This is a genomic window from Micromonospora avicenniae, assembly GCF_900156065.1.
In the GTDB taxonomy this organism is placed as follows: domain Bacteria; phylum Actinomycetota; class Actinomycetes; order Mycobacteriales; family Micromonosporaceae; genus Micromonospora; species Micromonospora avicenniae.
This window is the reverse complement of record NZ_FTNF01000030.1, coordinates 1-17,107: the sequence shown is the minus strand read 5'-3', so window position 1 is coordinate 17,107 and position 17,107 is coordinate 1. Positions and strand designations below refer to the sequence as shown.

Annotated in this window: 18 protein-coding genes; 4 read left to right on the top strand and 14 right to left on the bottom strand. The window is 67.8% G+C overall.

Annotated elements, in window-relative coordinates:
• Positions 1–3: 3 nt before the first annotated feature.
• The 5 genes from BXA10_RS27765 to BXA10_RS27745 form a co-directional block, all read right to left on the bottom strand.
• Complete coding sequence (locus tag BXA10_RS27765; protein ID WP_076473804.1) at positions 4–915, bottom strand: NADP-dependent oxidoreductase; 912 nt, start codon at positions 913–915, stop codon at positions 4–6.
• A gap of 44 nt (positions 916–959) precedes the next feature.
• Positions 960–1,340: an MmcQ/YjbR family DNA-binding protein gene (locus tag BXA10_RS27760; RefSeq protein ID WP_076473803.1), complete on the bottom strand. Its 381-nt coding sequence runs from the start codon at positions 1,338–1,340 to the stop codon at positions 960–962.
• Between the two features lie 45 nt (positions 1,341–1,385).
• On the bottom strand, positions 1,386–2,033 hold the full coding sequence (locus BXA10_RS27755; RefSeq protein WP_076473802.1) for a nitroreductase family protein: 648 nt from the start codon (positions 2,031–2,033) through the stop codon (positions 1,386–1,388).
• A gap of 61 nt (positions 2,034–2,094) precedes the next feature.
• Complete coding sequence (locus BXA10_RS27750; protein WP_076473801.1) at positions 2,095–2,916, bottom strand: isocitrate lyase/PEP mutase family protein; 822 nt, start codon at positions 2,914–2,916, stop codon at positions 2,095–2,097.
• Positions 2,917–2,994: 78 nt separating this feature from the next.
• Positions 2,995–3,528 (bottom strand): carboxymuconolactone decarboxylase family protein, encoded by a 534-nt coding sequence (locus BXA10_RS27745; RefSeq protein WP_076473800.1) that lies wholly within the window; start codon positions 3,526–3,528, stop codon positions 2,995–2,997.
• A gap of 135 nt (positions 3,529–3,663) precedes the next feature.
• On the opposite strand from BXA10_RS27745, the gene BXA10_RS27740 reads away from it, so the two are divergent.
• Positions 3,664–4,326, top strand: a complete 663-nt coding sequence (locus BXA10_RS27740) for a TetR/AcrR family transcriptional regulator (protein ID WP_076473799.1) — start codon at positions 3,664–3,666, stop codon at positions 4,324–4,326.
• Positions 4,327–5,336: 1,010 nt separating this feature from the next.
• Here the strand turns inward: BXA10_RS27740 and BXA10_RS27730 are convergent.
• The 7 genes from BXA10_RS27730 to BXA10_RS27695 all read right to left on the bottom strand — a co-directional run bounded on the left by BXA10_RS27730 (position 5,337) and on the right by BXA10_RS27695 (position 13,281).
• Positions 5,337–6,188 carry an HAD family hydrolase gene (locus BXA10_RS27730; RefSeq protein ID WP_217696867.1) on the bottom strand — a complete coding sequence of 284 codons (852 nt, stop codon included), beginning with the start codon at positions 6,186–6,188 and terminating at the stop codon, positions 5,337–5,339.
• 3 nt (positions 6,189–6,191) lie between these two features.
• On the bottom strand, positions 6,192–7,424 hold the full coding sequence (locus BXA10_RS27725; RefSeq protein WP_084753408.1) for an MFS transporter: 1,233 nt from the start codon (positions 7,422–7,424) through the stop codon (positions 6,192–6,194).
• A 152-nt stretch (positions 7,425–7,576) separates the two neighbouring features.
• Positions 7,577–8,251, bottom strand: a complete 675-nt coding sequence (locus BXA10_RS27720; RefSeq protein ID WP_245828580.1) for an NAD-dependent epimerase/dehydratase family protein — start codon at positions 8,249–8,251, stop codon at positions 7,577–7,579.
• A gap of 294 nt (positions 8,252–8,545) precedes the next feature.
• On the bottom strand, positions 8,546–9,214 hold the full coding sequence (locus BXA10_RS27715) for a TOPRIM nucleotidyl transferase/hydrolase domain-containing protein (RefSeq protein WP_245828578.1): 669 nt from the start codon (positions 9,212–9,214) through the stop codon (positions 8,546–8,548).
• A gap of 107 nt (positions 9,215–9,321) precedes the next feature.
• Positions 9,322–10,761 carry a MocR-like pyridoxine biosynthesis transcription factor PdxR gene (gene pdxR, locus BXA10_RS27710; protein ID WP_076473796.1) on the bottom strand — a complete coding sequence of 480 codons (1,440 nt, stop codon included), beginning with the start codon at positions 10,759–10,761 and terminating at the stop codon, positions 9,322–9,324.
• Between the two features lie 750 nt (positions 10,762–11,511).
• Positions 11,512–12,813 (bottom strand): IS256 family transposase, encoded by a 1,302-nt coding sequence (locus BXA10_RS27700; protein ID WP_139338183.1) that lies wholly within the window; start codon positions 12,811–12,813, stop codon positions 11,512–11,514.
• Between the two features lie 24 nt (positions 12,814–12,837).
• Positions 12,838–13,281, bottom strand: coding sequence for a winged helix-turn-helix transcriptional regulator (locus BXA10_RS27695; RefSeq protein ID WP_076473794.1), 444 nt, complete (start codon positions 13,279–13,281; stop codon positions 12,838–12,840).
• 125 nt (positions 13,282–13,406) lie between these two features.
• Here BXA10_RS27695 and BXA10_RS27690 point away from each other — a divergent pair, with 125 nt between their 5' ends.
• From BXA10_RS27690 to BXA10_RS27680, 3 genes are all read left to right on the top strand, one after another.
• Entirely contained in the window at positions 13,407–14,114 is a 708-nt protein-coding gene (locus tag BXA10_RS27690; protein ID WP_076473793.1) for a DsbA family oxidoreductase, read from the top strand.
• 148 nt (positions 14,115–14,262) lie between these two features.
• Positions 14,263–14,868 carry an isochorismatase family protein gene (locus tag BXA10_RS27685; protein WP_076473792.1) on the top strand — a complete coding sequence of 202 codons (606 nt, stop codon included), beginning with the start codon at positions 14,263–14,265 and terminating at the stop codon, positions 14,866–14,868.
• 269 nt (positions 14,869–15,137) lie between these two features.
• Positions 15,138–16,053 (top strand): IS5 family transposase gene (locus tag BXA10_RS27680; protein WP_425436127.1). Its coding sequence is split into 2 segments (ribosomal slippage): positions 15,138–15,512 and positions 15,514–16,053, totalling 915 coding nucleotides; the frame shifts between segments, so codons are not numbered across the junction.
• Here BXA10_RS27680 and BXA10_RS32485 read toward each other — a convergent pair.
• Both BXA10_RS32485 and BXA10_RS27670 read right to left on the bottom strand, forming a co-directional pair.
• Positions 16,027–16,320, bottom strand: a complete 294-nt coding sequence (locus BXA10_RS32485) for a class I SAM-dependent methyltransferase (RefSeq protein ID WP_084753405.1) — start codon at positions 16,318–16,320, stop codon at positions 16,027–16,029. The two genes, BXA10_RS27680 and BXA10_RS32485, sit on opposite strands and share 27 nt — an antisense overlap.
• Positions 16,321–16,599: 279 nt before the next feature.
• On the bottom strand, positions 16,600–16,932 hold the full coding sequence (locus BXA10_RS27670) for a DUF6204 family protein (protein ID WP_084753404.1): 333 nt from the start codon (positions 16,930–16,932) through the stop codon (positions 16,600–16,602).
• Between the last annotated feature and the right edge of the window lie 175 nt (positions 16,933–17,107).

The window sequence follows — 17,107 nt, the reverse complement described above, 5'->3', positions numbered from 1 at the left end:
ACGTCAGAACTCGAGGACGTGCTTGACCCCACCAGATCGGCCGCCCGCGACCTGGTTCGCGATCGCGGCGCCGTCCTTGATCGGTGTCGTCTGGACGTCGAGCTTCAGTTCGCCGGAGGCGGCGAGTGCCGCGAGTTCGCCGAGCGCACGCCCGTCGGGCTGCACGTAGAGGTTCGAGGTGGTGATTCCGCGAACCGGGTCGGGTGCGTCCGAGGTGATCGAGGTGAGGCGGCCTCCATCGGTGAGCAGTCCGATCGCGTCCTCGGCGGTGCCTTTCGCGGCGATGAGGACGGCGTCGAATCGGCGATCGCTCCTCTGCGCCCAACCGTCGGCGTGGGTGTCGATGACCTCGCTGGCGCCGAGAGCGCGGAGCTGATCGGCGCGGGCCGGCCCCGCACCGGCGACGACCTCGGCGCCCCGGAGGCGGGCGAGTTGCACGGCCAGTGACGCGGTGGGGCCGGAGGCTCCGACGACGAGCAGGCGGGTGGTGGCGTCGACGTGGAGCTCGTCGAGGGCCTGCTGGGCGGTGAGCGCGGCGACCGGGAGTGCCGCCGCGATCTCCGGAGCCAGGTTCTCGGGCAGTCGTGCGACGTGCGCGGAACGGACCAGGACGCGCTCTGCCCAGGTGCCACTGCCGCCCGGCAGGGGCGCCTCGTGGACCAGCACGAGGTCTCCCGTGCGGAATTCGGTCTCGTCCGGGCCGGCTGCGATGACGCGGCCGACGGCTTCGACGCCCAGAGCCGCGGGCGGAACGAGGCTGACGTCCCATCCGCCCGTGTGCAGCAGGGCGTCCCAAGGTCCGATCCCTGCCGCGACCACCTCCAGGAGGAGCTCGCCCGCGTCAGGCTGACGGGGGTTGGGTAGGTCGAGGATCTCCAGAGCGCCGTTGGCGGCTCGAACACCGAGTCCGATCATGATTTGTCCTTCTGTGTCGATTCTGTTCGTGCGGATTTCGGGTTTCAGGCGGCCGGGTTCGTGCCTGAGTCCACGGGCCGCTTGGATTTCGGGAGTTTGTCGACCACGAGCCGGTACGAGTCGGTGACGAGTTCCTTCACCAGGTTCTTATCAAGGCTGGGCCCGCCTGCGGCCGTGATCCAGTGCTTCTTGTCCATGTGATAGCCGGCCGTGATCTCTGCGTACTGCTCACGAAGCGCAACGGCCTCGTCCGGATCGGCCTTCAGGATCACGACAGGGTGTCCCGGCATGTCGGTCATGAGCATGAAGACCTTGCCGCCCACCTTGTACAGCTCCCAGTTCGGGCCGACACGGTGCTCGAACGTCACGTCCGGCAGCTCTGTCGCGTATGCGTTCGCGACCTTCTGAAGTTCCTGTCCGTCCATAGCTGATCAAGTCCTCTAACGATCGGTTGGCCCGGATCGGACCGCTCAGGCGAAGGTGAACAGACGCTCGGGCTCGAACCGCGACACCGGGGTCTTGTACTGCTTCGCCTCGTCGGGGTAGCCCAGCGCGAGCAGCACAGTGGTGGTGTATCCGGTAGCGCGGATGTCGAAGGCCTTGTCCACGCTGACTGGGTCGAAGCCTTCCAGCGGCATGGCCTCGACGCCGAGCTCGGCGGCTGCCATCATCGTCAGACCCATCACCATGTAGGTCTGCTTCTCCATCCAGTGGTACTCGTCCTTGTAGCCGTATCTGCGCAGGTTCAAGAAGTCGCGGGTCATGAATTCCCACCGCTCCTGCTTGGCCGCATCCGCGAACCGGCCGTCGGCCCGCTCCTTGGCGAACACCGCGTCGAGGTGGTGCTCGGGTATATCGGCCCGAGTGGTGAGGATGATGGTGTGCGAGGCGTTCAGGACCTTCTCGGCGTTGTCCTGGAACCGCTCGCCGAGGTTGGCCGCCAGCCGCTCCTTGCCCTCCCGAGTGGACAGGACGTAGAAGTGGTTCGGCTGGATGTTCGTCGACGTGGGAGCCGAACGCAGGAACTTCAGCAGCTGCTGAAGAGTCTCGTCCGGGATCGTCCTGCTGCCGTCGAAGTAGCGGCTGAGGTGCTTGCTCATGAGCTTGTCGAGATCCATGTCATCGCGCTTTCTGTGGTGATGGGTTGCGGGGTGCGTAGGTGGTGAAAGTCGGATCTGGCTAGGGTTTGCGGGCGAGGAGTTCGCCCACCCGGTCGAAGCTGATGCCTGTCGTGGCCGACGCGATGTCGCCGGCCTTGAGCGCCACGGCGGCCCGTTCGAGAGCACCCATCGCGTGGGTGTAGAGCGCGGGGCCCAGGCTGATGCGCTTGACCCCGGCCTTCTGCAGTTCGGAGACGGTCAGCACCTGGTCCGCCGGTGAGATGAGAACGTTCACCGGCGTCGGCGCGACGGCGGTGACGATCGCGACCAGGGATTCGAGGTCGGGCGGGAACGGTGCGTAGAGCACGTCGGCGCCGACCTCGGCGAAGGCGGTCAGCCGTCGGATGGTGTCATCGAGGTCGGGCCGCCCCTGGATGAAGTTGTCGGTGCGAGCGGTGACGACGATGCGTCGCTTCGCCGCGGCGACCGCGCTGCGAACCCGGTCCACCGCGTCGTCGAAGTCGCGGATCGGGTCATCGGGATTCCCGGTGGTGTCCTCGATCCCGATACCGGCAAGCCCGTGCGCGACAGCGCTGTCCACAGTGACGGCGACGTCCGCGGCGGTGACGCCGTAGCCGTCCTCGAAGTCACCGTTGACGGGCAACCCCGTGATCCGGCCGAGCAGCTGCGCGTGGTCGAGATGCTCGTCGCGGGTAACGCTGTGGCGTCCGTCGATGCGGCCGAGTGCGGCCGCCAGGGCCGCCGACGACGTGCCGATGGCCTCGAAGCCGGCATCTGCCAGGATCAGCGCCGACACGCCATCCCAGGCGTTCGGCATGACGAGGCCCTCTTCTCGGGTGTGCAGTGCCATGAACTTCTCATAGAGCTCAGAGCCGGACATGTCGTTCCCTCCCATTGCGGTTGATCAGGGCGAGGGTGCGACCGGTCAGGTCCCTGTTCTCGCGAATTCGGTAAGCGCTCATGCCAGGTCGGGGGCCGGGATGTCGACGTCGGTCAGGTTGACGTTGTTGAGGTAGTTGGTCAGCAGCGCCCGGACGACCAGCGTGACGATCGCCAAGATCTCCGGATCGGTGTACCCGGCCCCTCGGACGGCCGCGAGGTCGGCATCACTGACCCGTCCGCGCGTCTCGATCACCCGCTGGGCGAAGCGAGCCACCGCAGCCCGCTTCGGATCGACCGAGCTTCCCGCCCGCGCCAACTCGATGTCCTCCACGGACATGCCGCCCTTCAGGGACCCGGCCGTGTGCAGTGCCAGGCAGTAGTCGCAGCCATCGGCTTCGGACACGGCCAGCGCGATCGTATGGCGCGTCCTCGCGTCCAGGAGCCTGCTCGCCTTCGTCTGCACCGTCATGACGAGATCGAGGACTGTCGGGTTCGACGCGAGCATGGTGAACATGTTCGGTACGAAGCCGAACTGCGCGCCGACCTGGTCGAGCGTGCTCCGCACGTCGGCGGAGTGCTCATCGGCAGGAAGAACGTTCAGGCGCGACATGGGAAATCCACTCCAGTCCATGTGGGGGTGGTCGGTGATCGACCTGGGGCAAGTTTTGGGCTGCGTAGCCCACTCGCTGGATGGAACACTACACGAGACTGGGCTGTCAAGCCCACTTTTGCTAAGATGTGAATCATGAAGTCCAGGACGGCGGCGCCAGAGCCTCGCCAGCTCACCGAGAAGGGGCAGGCGACGCGTGCCCGGATACTGGAGCACGCCGCCGCGCTCATCTACGCCGAGGGCGTCCACGCCACGAACAACGACAAGCTCCGGCGCGCCGCCGGCGTCAGCGGGTCGCAGATCAACCACTACTTCCCGACCAAGGAGAGCCTCGTCCTGGCGGTGATCCAATGGCAGGCTGAACGCGTCCTCGGGCTCCATCGCAGCGAACAGTTCGACCGCTTCGAGAGCCTCGAGGGGTTCCGGAAGTGGGCAGCGTTCTATATCGGGTATGAACGCGCCTACCACGAAGGCTGCAGCCTCGGGTCGCTCGCCAGCGAGATCATCAAGACCGACCTCGACGTTCACGACGAGCTTGCGGATGCGTTCACCCAGTGGCGAGAGATCTTCCGCGACGCGCTCCTCCGCCTGCAGCGGCAGGGCCGTCTGAGCAACGCGGCCGACCCCGAGAAGCTCGCGAGCCTGCTCCTCGCCGCGTTCCAGGGCGGCATGCTCCTCGCCCAGGTCGCCCGGGAGATCTCCCCCCTCAGGGACGCACTGGAAGCCGCCCTCGACTACGTCGAGACCTTCGCGATCTCACACGAAACACAGGCAGTTGGAACCGAGTCCGCCGCTTGAGTCCCTTAGATCTGCCGCCCATCATCGGCCGCATCCCGACAGCGATGCCGAGGGCGATGTGCCCGCACCGCAACCCATCCGTGCGTGCTCCAACCCGGCGGTACGAGTGACCTGGCTGGTCTCGCCGTAGCAGTCATGTTCGGTTCGGATACCCGCTCGCGATCCAGCGCGCACGCGACCTGAGGAAGCTCCGTTGCATTGAGCGTTGGCAAGATCGAACCAGACTTGAGCAATGAAGCCATCGACCCGTCCACGCTCGTGGCCGCCGCCGACGCCCGCGTTCGATCAGGCCTGGTTGAAGCAGTAGCGGCTCCGCGCGGGGGGCGCGGCGGGCGCCGCACGCCGACACCGGTACCTGGCGGGTACCCGCGCATGCGCAACCGGTCATTGATGGTGCCCGCTGCGCCCAGTGTGCTGGAGGGGCGGGCGGCCAACGGGCTGCCCGCTCCGGCATCACGTTAGGGAGTTCAGCAACGGGTCAGTTCGACGGCGAGGTCGCCGTGGTCACAGGCGCCAGCGAGGGCGGATTAGCGGGCCAATCCGAGGGCCAGGTGTTTGGCGCCGATCCGCATCTCTGGGCCGCACCGGCCCGGGCGGCGCAGTTCGTTGCACGGGCCGGCGTGCGCCCCGGGGCAGTGCCAGGTCAGCCGAGGTTCGGGGGCGCGAACCCGCCGAACTCCGGTTGCAACTTCACCCTCGCGCCCGCCGGGGCCAGCTCGTTCGCGTGACGGCCGATCGCTGCGGCGCGCAGCAGGCGTTCGGTCGGAGCAGGTGCTCGGCGACGTTCGCACGCCGGGATCCGCCAGGGCCGGCTTCGGTGGTGGCCGGCCGACGACACATGTACGTCGGTCGGGCCGTCGGCACGGCACCGCGAACGGCGGTCGTCCGGATCGCCCGCGCCGCTGCGCTCAGGGTCCAAGAGTTCGGTACGCGCACGGCGATGAGGCGATACAGCGCAGCGTGGCGGATCGAACGGACGTGAGCTGCGACCCGTCGCGGCATGAGGGCGACTACAGCGTGGAGAGGACCTGTGCGAGGCCGTCCTCGTGTACGGACCCAGTGATTTCGCTGGCAGCTTCGATCAGTTCGACGGGCGAATGACCCATCGCAACGCCGCGGCCGCTCTCGGCGCCCCAACTGATCAACTCGACGTCATTGTGACCGTCGCCCACGGCCATCACCCGATCCCGCCGGATGTCGAGTTCGGCGCGCACCCGCTCGACCGCCGTGGCCTTGTTCACACCCTCGGCCGCGATGTCGAGCCAGGCAGTCCAGCCGATGGCGTAGCTCACCCGACGGAGGCCCATCTTCTCGACCACGGCGAGAAAATCGTCCAGGCCGTGGCCGGGCGAGACCGCGACGACACGGGTCGCCCGGCGGTCCCACAACTCCTCGAACGCTACCTGCACCTGCTCGCTGTCGAGACCGGTCGTGGCGGGCGGAAACGGCTCGGCGTACCGGTAGCGACCGGCTTCATCCTCGACCGCGAAGCGGACGTTCACCAAGTGTGCGCGGATCGACCGCAGGACCTCGGCCGGGTCGAAGGACTCCACCCATTCTCGCCGGTAGCCACCCGGGTCACGGTGCAGGGTGACCGCACCGTTGGAACAGACCAGGAACCGCGGTGCGATGCCGAGCTCATCGAGTACCGGGATGGTGGTCGCGGAGGAGCGGCCAGTGGCGAGCACCACGTGATGGCCGGCCGTGTCGAGCCGGCGTACTGCTCGATCAGCGCGCCGCTGATGGATCCGTCCTGGCGGAGCGTGGTTCCGTCGAGGTCCAGGGCGACGAGCGACGAAGCAGCTTCGGTCAGGTCCGTCAGGTTCACTTCCGAGTTCCTTCGTGAGTCGCCTACGTCGCATCCGTCAGCCACAGGTACGTCGTGTGATGTGGGTCTGCGCGGCGAGGCTGATGAGGGTGAGGAGGACGGTCAGCGCGGTGTAGCAGACGACGGCTGGCACCTCGCCGAGTGGGCCGGTGAGCTGCCCCTCGACGACGATGGGTAGGCCGAAGGCGACATAGGAGACGACGTAGATCCCGCCGACGACCCCCGCGCGCTGGTGTGCGGCCGCGAGCGGGAAGACGAGGCGCAGCGCGGCGGTGAAGGAGGCACCGAAACCGACGCCGGCGATGGCCTGCCCGACGATCATGACGGCCAGGCTTCCGGCGAACACCCCACCGATGATGCCGAGGGCCCCGACGAGGGACGCGTGGATTCCGATGGTCATCGCGCGGCGCGGGTCGATGCGGGCGAAGGTCAGTCCGACGACGGCTGACACGGCCGGCGCGATGAACCCGGCCACACCATTGAGCAGGCCGCTGTCCAGGTGGAAGACGCTGCGGACCATGCTCGGAGCCAGCCCGCCGGAGAGACCTGCGAGCATCCAGACCGCGGCGACCACCGGCGCTGCAGCGGCGAACTCCGCCCGGGCAGCGGGCGGGATCGCGACGCGCGGAATCATCGAGCGGAGTGCGCCCGAGGTGCGGGGCATGGTTTCCGGAGACAGGGCGATGACGACGGCCCCGATTACCGTGAGGGCGATGAGAACGACGAAGACGACGGTGTTCGCCGTGGACGTGAGCTGGATGGCGAGACCGGCCAGCAGAGAGCCGGCACCCAGCCCGCCGGTCAGGCTGACACTGCCGAGGACGGTGCCCAGTCTCTTCCGGTTCGGCGGGGCGAGCTCAACAAGCGCCGCGGTGAAGGCCGCCGTCGCCGCGCCACTGGCGACACCTTGCACGATGCGCCCGGCGATCACCCAGCCCACATCGGGTGCGACGAGGAACAGGACGTTCGACGCGAGCTGGATCACCAGCGCGCCGATCAGCACCGGACGCCGTCCGACATGGTCGGACAGCGACCCCAGCGTCAGGACGGCGGCGAGGAACCCGATCGCGTAGACCGCGAACGCCAGCGTGAGCAGTGACGGTGCGAAGTCCCACTGCTGGCGATAGAGCACCAGCAGCGGGGTCAGCACACCTGCCGCGAGATACAGGCTGGTGAACGCGAGAGCCGCGCCCGTCAACGCCAGTCCGGCGGGGAGAGCCCGCCGCCGGCGGGTCGCGGGCGTGTCGATGGTTTCCGGGATCGAGGACATGACAGCTCCCTGGGGCGGCCGCACGCAGCGATGCGCGGGCCGACCGAGTCGGTGAGGGTGGGAAGGGGAATCCGCCGCCGGGTCGGACCGCCGTCGGCCGGGATCTGGTCCACGGCCGAGTTCGATGCGGCCCGGCGGCCGGATCGTGATCGCTAGTCGGTGATGACGACGACGCCCGACGGCGCATCCAGCAGCTCCACTGTGCGCTCGGCAGCCCGATCGATCTGGACCCGGGGCTCGGCGGGGATCTGCTTTTCGTTGTAGGTGCCGGGCCCGTAGAACTGCCCATAGCTCAGCACCACGCCACCTTCGGCGAGAACGACGCGCTCCAGCTCGGCGACGGCCCGGGCATCGGGTCCGTCCGGCAACTTCCAGGCGACGGTCTGGGCCAGGATCTTCGGTGATCCGCTCTGGCGTGCCGCCTCGATCAGGTTCTGGTTGCCCTCGGTCCGGATGCGCGCGTTCAGCTCCGTGTGCTCGCCGATCTTCTCGACCTCATCGGGCAGATCGGTGAGCTCGTTCAGGATGACGTCCGGTTCGAATTCTCGAACCGCCTTGATCAGGGCATCCCGGTCGAAGACGTCACACAGGATCGGTTCGGCGCCGAGCTGCGCCAGCAGCTCCGTCTTGTCGGACGATCGCGTCATGCCACCGATCACGTGCCCCGCCTGCACCAGCCGGGGGATCAGCCGCCGCCCGATCACGCCGGACGCACCAGCGAGAAATACCCGCATCATTTCTCCCAATTTCATCGTTCGGTAGGTCTGGCACTCTGAAGCCGTCGAACCACGCCCCGGCCAGCGGCAGATCCCGTCCGCGCCACGCATGCGTGCTTTGGTAGTCGGTATCCGTTCCCGCGAGGGCTTGATCCTGCGGTCGCGGTCGCAAAGTTACGCGCCGAGTGGCGCTGCGATCTGGTCCAGTTGCCCGACGGATTCATGGGCCAATTCGGTGAGGAACTCCACGAGAGCCACCCGGGAGTAAGGGGAGCGCCGACTGCCCGACAGGCAGCCGGCTGACCTGCCGCTCACAGCACCGATCGACGGCAGGTCGAACGTCTGCCACCGACCGGTCGGAGGATCAGGCGCGGCGGAAGGCACAGACAGAAGCCTGGGCCTGGGTCAGAGGTGGGTGAGCAACGCGTCGAGCGGACGCGGCAAGCGATCTCGGGCGACTGCCAGCTCGACGAGCAGGCGTGCGTAGCGCTGGTTGCGGCGGGAGCTGCTACGAAGGAACCGCCACAGCTGCGCCTCGGGCGGCCGGCCGCGCCAGGCGGGCTGGCTCTGGAAAGAGCGGAACGACCGGAGGTCGCCCTGCGAGTCGAATAGCGCTTCGACCTCTGCGGCACCCAGCGCCCGGATCAGTTCGTCCTCCAGGTCCTTGACGCAGACGTAGAACCCTAGACGCTCCATGTCGCTGCGCGTACGGGGTGAGCCAACCTCGGTGGCCTCCAGCCCACGCCTGAACACCACCTCCTCACGCATGTCGCACAGACCGGCGCGTCGCACCCCGGGAGCCAGGGGGGCCAACCTGGCCAGGAAGTGGCCGATTGCGTGTGCCCCGCCCATCGGCACGATCACGACACCCTCGGCCTCGAGATCCCGGCCGCGGCCCATGGCGGCCGTCTCCAGCGCAGCCTGGTCGCTGATGCCCTCCACGAGCACCACGGCCACGGCGGACTCGACCTTCGCCAGAGCACGTGCCGTCGCCCGAATCGAGGCGCCATTGCCGCCCAAGTGGCCATCGAGCGCGTCGGCGGGAAAGGCGTCAGCCTGCCGGGTCGTGGCCATGGCCGCAATCATCGATGATGAGCCTCTCGACCAACCAGGGGATTTCAGGAATCACTGGCACAACCTCACCAGGCCCGGCGGCACGGCAAGCGTCTGACCGGGCCGGCCTACGGCATGACCCCACACAGGGCGTCCAGCGCTCCCGCCCACGCGCTGTCCGAGGGAGCCGCATAGTTGACCACCAGCCCGTCCGGCTCGGCCGACCGCCAGTCCGCGTCGGCCAGCTCGTGGCGGAAGTCGGCCATCGGGGCCACCGCCAGGCCCTGGCGGGCCGCCGCCTGGACGACCGCGTTCTCGGTGCCGGGCGGGAGCTCGAGGACCACCTGTAGGCCGGCGGCCATCCCGGTCACGCGGACGGCGGGCGCACGCCGGGCAAGCGCCGTGACCAGCTCGTCCCGGCGGCGGCGGTAGCGCACGCGCATCGTGCGTACCTGACGGTCGTACGCGCCCGAGGCGATGAACTCGGCGAGCGTGAGCTGTTCCAGCGCGCTCGACATGTAGTCGATGTCTCCCTTGGCGGCTACGACCTCCGGGACCAGCTCTTTCGGCAGCACCATCCAACCGAGCCGCAGTCCGGGCGCCAGTGATTTGCTCGCCGTGCCGAAGTACACCACCCGCTCCGGGTCGAGGCCCTGCAGCGCGCCCACCGGCTGGCGGTCGTATCTGAACTCTCCGTCGTAGTCGTCCTCCAGGATCAGCCCGCCGGTGGCGCGGGCCCAGTCCACCGCCGCCGTGCGCCGCTGCGGGGTCAACGCGACCCCCGTCGGGTACTGATGCGCCGGTGTCAACAGCGCTGCGCCCACCGCGCTCAACCCCGTCAAATCGTCGGTGCGCGCGCCGTGTTCGTCGACGTAGACGGGCGGAATGCGTAGGCCGGCGCTGGTCAGCAGGTCGCGGTAGACGTCGAGGCCGTACGACTCGACAGCTAGCGCCGCGACCCGCCGCGCCCGTAGGACCTGCGCCATCAGGGTCAGGCCGTGGTGGAAACCGGCACAGACCACGATCCGGTCGGGTTCGGCGTACACCCCGCGAGCCCGCGCCAGATAGTCGGCGAGGGCGGTGCGCAGCTCCACCCGGCCGAGCGCGTCGCCGTAGTTGAAGGCATCATTCGGGGCCGCCGTCAGCGCCCGGCGAGCGGCTTTGAGCCACTGAGTGCGGGGAAACTCCGCGAGGGTCGGCGCACCCGGCAGCAGGCCGTACGTGGGACGGCGCTGGGTGGGCCTTGCGCGCGGGGCAGTGGGCGCTGCGCTGCGCGGTTCGGCCCGCTTGGCCACCCGCGTTCCGGAGCCCTGCCGGGCGGTGAGCCAGCCCTCGGCGACTAGTTCGGCGTAGGTGTCGGCGACGGTGTTGCGGGCGACGCCGAGATCGGCGGCGAGTGAACGGGACGACGGCAGCCGGGTGCCAGGCACCAGACGTCCGGTGCGGATGGCTTCCCGCAGGGCGTCCGTGAGCCCGGCGCGCAGCCCGGGGCCGATCAGGTCCAGATGCAGGTCGGCGCCGAACACCGACGGTGGGACGGCCCCCGAACTGGCCCGCGAATCTGTCACGGAAGTGGACCGTATCCCAGTACCACGGGCCGCGTCGCGTTGCCGGCATGACGATCAACGACGGCACGAACCGTCTCCCACGCTCCGAGGCCCTGCCCACCCTGTTACCGCAGGGCCACCGTCCGGAAATCCGCCTCAAGGGGAACCAGATGAGGCCAGGGCCATATCGCCGACGGTGACTCGATGGTCATCAACGCTGTTGTAAATAACCGCTTTGTCTCCTCTCGCGAAAGTATCTTGATGCGGTCAAAAGTGACGGGAGCCAGCGCGAAATTAATCATCTTGCTCCGAGCTACTACAGGCTCGGAGCAAGACGATCTCTCCTGGTGCATCTGTCACTCACGACGCATCTCGGCGAGCATATGTCGCCGGTTTGTCACATGGTGTATGACCAGGGCGCAGACAGCTGCCCTTGCGGGCTCCGCCGACGTGGCCACCCTCGTCGGTGCGCGCGTACATCTGGCCGACGAACCACGACCTACGCCGCATCCCGATCGTGAACCCGACGCTCGCCTACCCGCTCTCCCTCATGTTTCCCAGAACGAATCCGCACCCGGGACTTCGGGCGATCATCAACCACCTCGGAAACCTGACACCGCTTTTCGAGACTGCCTGGCTCCAGTCCTGGGCAACGACACCACGTCGCAGTGCCGGCGACATCGCACACACCCGCCACTGACAGTCCCTGCTCCTACGTCTCGTCGCGCGGTGGGTCTGTCAAACGAACGGTGTAACTCGGGTTGTTGACGGCTACTTGCGGCCTGCGGACAGGCGTCCTTCGAAGGCGATGTCGAAGGCGTTCAGGGCGGGTTTCCAGCGCATGGTCCAGCGTCGGCGGCCCTGCCCGGTGGGGTCGAGGCTCATCACGGCGAGGTAGACGCACTTGAGCGCGGCGGCCTCGTTCGGGAAATGCCCGCGGGCGCGGACGGCGCGGCGGATGCGGGCGTTGACGCTCTCGATGGCATTGGTGGAGCAGACGACGGTGCGGATCTCGGCGTCGAAGGCCAGGAACGGCACGAACTCCGCCCACGCCTGCTCCCACAGCCGCACGATCGCCGGATACCTGTCGCCCCAGGCTTCGGTGAACTCGGTGAACCGGGCTCGGGCCGCTGATTCGGTGGGAGCCGTGTAGACCGGCTTGAGGGCCTTGGCGATAGCGTCCCAGTGCTGCCGGCCGGCATACCGAAACGAGGCCCGCAGCAGGTGGATCACGCAGGTCTGCACGACGGCTTCGGGCCACACTTCGGCGATCGCGTCCGGCAGGCCCTTGAGCCCGTCGCAGACCACCATGCACGCGTCCGCGACTCCGCGGTTCTTCAACTCGGTGAGGACCTGCAGCCAGAACTTGGCGCCCTCGCCGCCGTCGCCGGCCCACAAGCCGAGAATGTCCCGGGTGCCCTCGACCGTGACGGCCAGGGCCAGGTAGATGGGCCGGTTGGCGACCTTCCCGTCGCGGATCTTCACATGCACCGCGTCCAGGAAGATCACCGGATAGACCGGGTCCAGGGGCCGGTTCTGCCACTCAGTCATGCCCTCGACGACCTTGTCGGTGATCGTCGAGATCGTCTGACGTGAGACCTCAGCGCCATACACCTCAGCCAGGTGGGCCTGGATCTCTCCGGTGGTCAGGCCCTTGGCCGACAGGGAGATCACCATGTCGTCCAGCCCGGACAGCCGGCGCTGCCGCTTGCGCACGATCTGCGGCGTGAACGACCCGTCGCGGTCGCGCGGCACATCGATCTCGACCGGGCCCACGTCGGTCAGCACCGTCTTGGCCCGCACACCATTGCGGGAGTTCCCGCCGTTCTTACCCGCCGGGTCGCCCTTGTCATAGCCCAGGTGATCGGTGATCTCACCCTCGAGCGCCGACTCCAGAACCCGCTTCGTGAGCTGCTGCAGCAGACCACCGTCCCCGGTCAGCTGCAGACCCGCTGCACGGGCCTGCTCCACCAGCTGGGCGACCAGCTCCGCGTCCACACCCTCCGCCGGTTGTCCCGGCACGTTCTTCGCCACCGCGGCAGTATCCACGGCGATCGTCGATCTATCAGACATCAGGTGCTGCTCCTTGATCAGGAGTTACACCGTTCGTCTTACAGTCCCGGCGCGGTCGTATTCGGTCTGGTGACGGCGGATCTCGGCGTGGTTGTCGGCGGACCAGGCCGCCAGGGCCAGGACGGTGGACAGGAGTGAGGTGCCGAGTTCGGTGAGGGCGTATTCGACGCGGGGCGGGACTTCGGGGTAGGAGGTCCGGGTGACGAGTCCGGTGCGTTGCAGGTGCTTCAGGGTGAGGGTGAGCATGCGTTGGGAGATGCCGGGGATCGCGTCGGCGAGGTCCGAGTAGCGGACGGGCTTGTCGGCGAGGGTGCCGATGATCAGCACGCTCCACTTGTCGCCGACAAGATCCAGGACCTCGCGGATGAAGTCGGCGTCCTCGTCGTTCCAGTGGGCACAGGGCCCTGGGACGTTCCGGACGTTCGCCCGGACGTTGGTTCGTGTCCGTCGAAGATTTTCTGCCTTCATGGTCTCCGCCTATTCCGTCTGTTCGGTCACTCGGTCGCTACGCACATGAATGTGCCTTTTGCACGCTTCAAATTCTAATGCATGATGGGGCTACGAACAGAGGGTAAGAATTAGGAGGAGGTGCCATGAAGATCGAGTTCTGGTCGGACATCGTCTGCCCGTACTGCGGGCTGATGGATCATCGGCTGCGCCGGGCCCTGGACCGGTTTGCCTACGGCGACCAGGTACAGGTGATCCACCGGTCCTTCCAGCTGCACCCCGACCTGCCGCGGTCCGGCGTCACCCAGCGGAAGCTGATCGAGATGGCCGGGGCGCCCACGTCGACCGTGAACCAGGTCCTGCGACCGATCGAGCGGGCCGCCAAGGCGGAGGGCCTGACGCCCTACCACGCGGTCGAGCGCACGCTCGGCCCGACCGACCTGGCCCACGAACTGCTCGCCTACGCGGCGGACCAGGGTCGGGGCAACGAGATCTGGACGGCGATGTTCCGCGCACACTTCGGGCAGGCCCGCAAGCTGTGGACCGCCGAGGAGGTCCTCGACTTCGCCACCGAGGTGGGCCTGGACCGTGCGGAGGCAGCCGAGGCACTGCGCAGCCGCCGCTACCGAGCCCGCGTGACGGCCGACCAGAGTGAGGCCCAGCGCCTCGGCGCCCGCGGCGCACCGTTCCTCGTCTTCGACGGCCGCGTCGCCGTCCCCGGGGCCATCGGCACCGACGACCTGCTGAAGGTGATCACCACGGTGTGGGACGAGAGCCACCCCACACCGCAGCCGCTGCCGCTCGTCACCGGCGTCGACACCGACGGCGTCTGCACCCCGGACGGCTGCGCATAACCCGAGGGGCCGGCACCACCCGACAGCCCGCCCGGAACTCCGCGGGCGAATCCCGGCCGGCGCCTCGCCAGCAACCCGAGCCGAACCGCTCGGGGAACAAGGAGTGGACCCACGAGGGTCCGCCATACCCAAATTGGAGTTAAAGACCATGACAAACCTGAAGGCGCAGGACAGTGCGCTGATCCTGATCGACCACCAGGTCATCTCGATGGGCTTCATCAAGACCCAGCCGCCAGAGATCGCCAAGTTGAACAGCATCACCCTGGTCAAGGCGGCCCAGGTCCTCGACATCCCCAACGTCTGGACCAGCAGCACCGAGGACGACAACAAGGACTGGTGGATGCCCGGACTGGAGGAGATCAACCCCGAGGCGTACGCGAACCGGATCAAGCGCACCGGCATCGTCGACTCCTGGGACGACCCGGACTTCGTGCGGGCCGTCGAGGCCACCGGCCGCCGCACACTGATCATGGCCGGCACCACCAACGACGGATGCCTGGTCTACACCGCCCTCAGCGCCAAGCAAGCCGGATACGACGTCTACGCGGTGCTCGACGCCGGAGGATCGGTGTTCCAGTACTCCGAAGAAATCGCCCGACTGCGCATGATCCAGGCCGGCGTCAACCTGATCACCACCGCCGCGGTCCTCGGCGAACTCGCCAAGGACTGGGCCACCCCGCAGGGCGCCCAGATCCGCAAGCTACTGGCCGAGAACCTCACGACCACCATCGGTGGATTCGGGTTGGCGAAGTAGACGCGGTGCTCAGGCGGGCCCGACGGCAGGCTGCGCTCGCTCAACTCAGCCCCCGCCGGGCCCGCTTCAGGGGCATGACGGTTACGGATCCCGCACGTAGAGGTGTCGGACTCGCGCATCCACCGTGTTCGCCCGTTGAGCAGGAGCGCGACGGCCCGGTGGTCTAGGCAGTGTTTCGAAGTTGGGTGCGGCGTGTCGGTGGTCGATAAATAGCGAGGTCTCCGGTAGAGGGTTCATCGACCAAGAGGAACCTGAATACCGGAGACCTCGTGGCCACCATAGCGGTGACGAGGCGGCACGACCGGACCGACGGCCAGTGGAGGGTGTTGGATTCGCTGCTGCCTGCGGGTAAGCGGCCGGGCCGACCGTCGCGGTGGAGCAAGCGGCAACTCATTGACGGCATCCGGTGGCGGGTGCGGGTCGGTGCGCCGTGGCGGGATGTGCCGGCGTGCTACGGCTCCTGGCAGGCGATCTACGCGTTGTTCCGGAATTGGCAGCGGGCCGGGGTCTGGCAGCAGATCGTGACCGGCTTGCAGGCTCGCGCGGACGCGGCCGGGTTGATCACGTGGGATGTCAGCGTCGATTCCACCATCGCTCGGGCTCACCAACACGCCGTGGGTGCACGTCGGCGCCCGCCGCAGCAGATCGAGCCGCCCGGGTGGGGTCCGTGCCGAGCCAGGCGACCACGCCCTGGGCCGGTCCCGTGGCGGGTGGACCACCAAGCCGCACCTTGCCTGTGAGCAGGGCGGCAAGCCGCTGTCGATGCTCCTGACCGCCGGGCATCGCGGTGACAGCCCGCAGTTCGCCGCCGTGCTGGCCGGCATCCGCGTGCCCCGTCTCGGTGTCGGCCGTCCGCGCGTGCGACCAGACCGCGTGATCGCCGACCGGGCCTACAGCTCCCGCGCCAACCGGACCTACCTGCGCCGCCGTGGGATCAGGGCCTGCATCCCGAGCAAGGTCGACCAGGACGCCCACCGGCGGGCCAAGGGCTCCGCCGGCGGCCGACCACCTGCCTTCGACCCCGAGGTCTACCGACAGCGCCACGCTGTCGAGTGCGGCATCAACCGCCTCAAACGCCACCGAGGGCTGGCCACCACATACGAAAAGCTGGCCGTCCGCTACGAAGCCACCATCCACGTCACCGTGATCAACGAATGGCTACACGCACTTCGAGACACGGCCTAGCAACCACGCGGCGTTGGCCCTCTCGGCGTTGAGGGCGGCTCGGCGGGCCAAGGCCAGCATGTCGGGCTCAGGGTCTACGCCGACGACGGTCCCCACCTGGGATGCAAGCGGCAAACTCATCTGGCCGGTGCCGCAGCCGAGCTCGACCACTGTGTCGCCAGGACCCAGGCGGTACGCACCGACGATGGCATCGAGCACTTCGGGCGGGTAACTGAGCCGGTGTCTCGCGTAGTAGGTCGCGACGTCCCCGCTAAAGCCTGCTCCCATGCGGACAGCATGTCGGCAGGACGATCGGAGAAGCGACCAATTCTGCTTAGAACATGGTCAGCTTGTGAACGGGGCAAGGGACGACGTCAACGGCTTCCTATACCCGCACGGTGGGGGAGTGTGGGCAGGTCAAAGCCGTGACGGACGAATGCAACAGGTGGTGCTTGCATTGAGAGCAGATTGGGGGCAGCGTAGCGAAGTGGTAACCGCCTCGACGAGTTCAGCCGGGCGCGCTGACGCCATCACGGCCCGGTAGCAGCGCTGATCTGTCGAAAGTGGTCAGTCAGCGCGCCGGCGGATTTTGATGTTCTCGAGGTCGGTCGACACCGACTTAAGGTCGCGGTAGTCGGCACCGAGTTTCCGGACGGCAGCCGCAGCAAGCGTCTCCGCCCTGCCGATTACGGCTGCTTCCTTCTCCTCCTCGGTGGCTGGGACCACGCAGCGGAAGGTGAACGCGAGCAGGGACCGCTCGTAGGTCACGGTGCCTTCCTCGGTGAACTTCGCCCGGAACACGTCGTGTTCGTCAGCCTTGGCGAGCAGGGCGGCCCGCTGCTCGTCATCGAGTGGTGCGAACTTGCCGCGCACGATGACTTGATACATCTTGCGAGCCACTGCTGGGAACCTCCGGATCTGGCTGAGCGTCGCGCCTTTGTCGGTCGGCGGTCTAGTGCGGCGGGTCTGCTGCACCGATGGGTGACAGTTTCAGTCACGCGGCCTGACTGGCCGGTGGGGTCATGTTGGTCTCGTACTCGATAGGGGTCAACCGGGACAGGGATCGTTGGCGTCG